This is a genomic window from Candidatus Protochlamydia sp. R18 (genome assembly GCF_000648255.1).
Classification (GTDB): Bacteria; Chlamydiota; Chlamydiia; order Chlamydiales; family Parachlamydiaceae; genus Protochlamydia; species Protochlamydia amoebophila.
Genome location: NZ_BASL01000713.1, coordinates 1 through 3,137 on the forward strand (window position 1 = coordinate 1; position 3,137 = coordinate 3,137).

Annotated in this window: 2 protein-coding genes and 1 pseudogene; 2 read left to right on the top strand and 1 reads right to left on the bottom strand. The window is 34.3% G+C overall.

The genetic code is table 11. The features are described from left to right. Positions 1-2: 2 nt before the first annotated feature. Both TY19_RS26860 and TY19_RS06860 read left to right on the top strand, forming a co-directional pair. Positions 3-337: pseudogene (locus tag TY19_RS26860) on the top strand (IS630 transposase-related protein). A 27-nt stretch (positions 338-364) separates the two neighbouring features. Then, the gene (locus TY19_RS06860; RefSeq protein WP_042281256.1) at positions 365-850 is read left to right on the top strand and encodes a transposase; all 486 of its coding nucleotides are present in this window, start codon (positions 365-367) and stop codon (positions 848-850) included. Between the two features lie 55 nt (positions 851-905). Here TY19_RS06860 and TY19_RS11755 read toward each other — a convergent pair whose 3' ends face one another. After that, positions 906-2,858, bottom strand: a complete 1,953-nt coding sequence (locus tag TY19_RS11755; protein ID WP_052354837.1) for a BTB/POZ domain-containing protein — start codon at positions 2,856-2,858, stop codon at positions 906-908. Positions 2,859-3,137: the final 279 nt, after the last annotated feature.

The following is a 3,137-nucleotide window of genomic DNA, read 5'->3' on the forward strand; positions in this document are numbered from 1 at the left end:
TTATGGCATATTCCAAAGATTTAAGGCAAAAAGCACTCAACTATTTAGAAACTGGACATTCTGCAGAAGAAGTCAGATAAGTTTTCGATGTAGCATTAAGAACAGTATTTAACTGGCTGAAGCGCCAAAGGAATGGATGTTTAGAAGACAAACCAAGAAAAAGACATCCAATTAAAATTGATCATGACCAACTAAAGAGCTATATTGAAAAATATCCTGATAGTTATTTGAAAGGATAGCGAAAGAATTTAATGTCGATCCTTCCTCTATATTCTATGCTTGTAAAAGACTTAAAATCACTTTTAAAAAAGGCCTTATTTTACAAAGAAAGAGATGAGAAAAAAAGTGAGGAATTTAAAAAAGAATGAGAAAAGATAGCAGAAGAAGATCGGTTTATCTTGATGAAAGTGGAATTAATGAGTGTCTACAACGTCATCGTGGGCGAGCTTATAGAGGAGAGAAAGTTTATTCAGCTATATCTGGTCATCGTTTTGCAAGGGAAAGCTTGATAGCAGCTAAATGCCAATCTAAAATTTTTGCTCCTTTTTGCTATACAGGAACATGTCATCCTATCTTGTTTAATACATGGTTAGAAAAAATATTAATTCCAGAACTTAAAACTGGACAAGTGATTAGCATGGATCATGCACCTTTTCACAAATCTAAAAAAAACAAATATCTGCTTGAACAAGCCGGATGTAGAATTTTATTTCTTCCCTCCTATTCACCCGATTTAAATCCAATTGAAGTTTTCTGGGCAAATTTTAAACAATTAGTCCGGTTAAGTTTAAACAAATTATCAAACCTTGCAAAGGCCATTGATTATTCTTTTTGTCAAATATGCACGTAAGTGCACAATTAAATTCAATTAACTATATTACAATTCAAACTGTGTCAGTTCGCACCTACCATACAGAATTGTCCAGAACTAAATGTTTTAAATCCCCTCTAGACCTCAAATGCACTAATCCAGCGTCAGTGAGCTTATTGCACCAACTCAGATTTAAATACTGCAGAGCCACGAAGGGTGTTAAATGTGCTATTCCAGCATCGGTGAGATTACGGCACCATTTTAGATTTAAATGCTTTAAAGCCGTTAAGGGTGTTAAATGTGCTATTCCAGCGTCGGTGAGTTTATCGCATCCACACAGATCTAAATACTGCAGAGCCACTAAGGGTGTTAAATGTGCTATTCCAGCGTCCGTGAGTTTATCGCATTTACTTAGATTTAAATACTGCAGAGCGATTAAAGGTGTTAAATGTGCTAATTCAGCATCGGTGATCTTATCGCATTTACTCAGATTTAAATGCTCTAAAGTCACTAAGGATTTCAAATGCATTAATCCGGCGTCCGTGAGCTTATCGCATTCACTTAGATTTAAATGCTGCAGAGCCACTAAAGGTGTTAAATGCGCTAATCCAGCGTCCGTGAGCTTATCGCATTTACTTAGATTTAAATACTGCAGAGCGATTAAAGGTGTTAAATGCGCTAATCCAGCATCGGTGAGCTTATCGCATTCACTTAGATCTAAATGCTGTAAAGCCACTAAGGGAGCCAAATGCGCTAATCCAGCGTCCGTGAGCTTAAAGCAAATATGCAGATCTAAGTGCTGTAAAGCGGCTAAAGGTGTTAAATGCGCTAGTCCAGCGCCCATAAGACTAAGGCAATCTCTCAGATTTAAATGTTGTAAAGTCACTAAAGAAGTCAAATGCGTTAATCCAGCATCCGTGAGTTGCCAGCATCCGTCCAAATCTAAATGCTGTAAAGCAACTAAAGTTGTTAAATGCGCTAATCCAGCGTTGGTGATACGGCACCGACTCAGATTTAAATGCTCTAATGCGACTAAGGGTGTCAAATGCGCTATTCCAACGTCGGTGAAATTAGGACACTCACTCAGATTCAAATACTGTAAAGCGTCTAAGGATGTCAAGTGCGCTAATCCAGCATCCGTGAGATTGCAGCATTTTTTAAGATGAAGCACTTTTAAATTTTTACAAGTTTTTAACGCTAAGAGATGAGCATCAGTCAAATAGACATTGTGCGGAAAAGTGAGTGCTTCTACCTCATTTGAGAAATAATTTAAGATTTTTTCAAATTCTGTTAACTGAGAAGTCTGATTTAATAATAAGCTTACAGCTGTAATCTCTAAATAATTTTTTAGAGTGTTTAATTGATATTGTTGCGCAAAATTTAAAAGTTTTTTTAATTCCACTAAACTGTCTTCAGTGGAGTTAAACAGCTCAAAACTGTGTAATTTATACCCATTAAGCAACTGTTCTTCTAAATTTTTCACAACTTCTGTCAGTTGATAATAATCGGCCAGTTGAATGAAAGAAGGGATGTCTTCTAAAGGAAATTTAAAATTAGCGTTGATTAGAGAATAGAGTAGATGAGTAAATTCTTTTTGTGTCAAAGCGAGAGGATCTTGAAGAGTTTCTTGAAAACTTCCTGACCAAAGACTCTTAAAATAAGGCGATTTTTCCATTAACAAAGATTTTTGAAAGCTTGAAATATTTAGATGAGTATTATCCTGGAAGCTCAGTCTGGAAGAAGGGGGGGCAAAGTATGAAGTTTGACTCAAACTTGATAAAGATACATCAGATTCTGATTCTAAATAAATTATAGAATTAGGAATAACAATTTCTTTTTGTCTCCACAAAACCCTTTTCCATTGAAATTGGACTAAATCTTTTTTGAGATAATTAAAGAATAGGCTTGAAAAACCTTGAAAAATTGCTTTGCATAACAAATTTATTCGTTCAAAAAATTTTAAATGTTTGTTTGAACGAGAGTAAGAATGAGTGTCTGCGTTAACAAGGAGATTACTAGGATTAAAACTTGGGTTATGAATATTCAAATTTACCATCTAAATTAGTTAAATAATTCTGAAGTATATCACACAATTCATATTAGTGAAATTAAATAGGTAATTAAATTTAAAATGAAAATTGCTTTTATCAATCGATGGTTGATGAAATTTTGCTCAAATATGAAAAAATCAGCAAAGAAATTGATTCCAATTTTATCATTTAGATGTCAATCAGGTCAGTCAAAAAGAAGCCGAGACAGTGATAAATCTTATGAAAAAATTTGATACTATTTTAGGCGTATTGACATTTGATAAAAGAGAAGAAAG

What these genes read in the sequence shown, in the direction of transcription:
- TY19_RS06860 (WP_042281256.1), top strand. Translation starts at nt 365, where the DNA reads ATGAGAAAAGATAGCAGAAGAAGATCGGTTTATCTTGATGAAAGTGGA.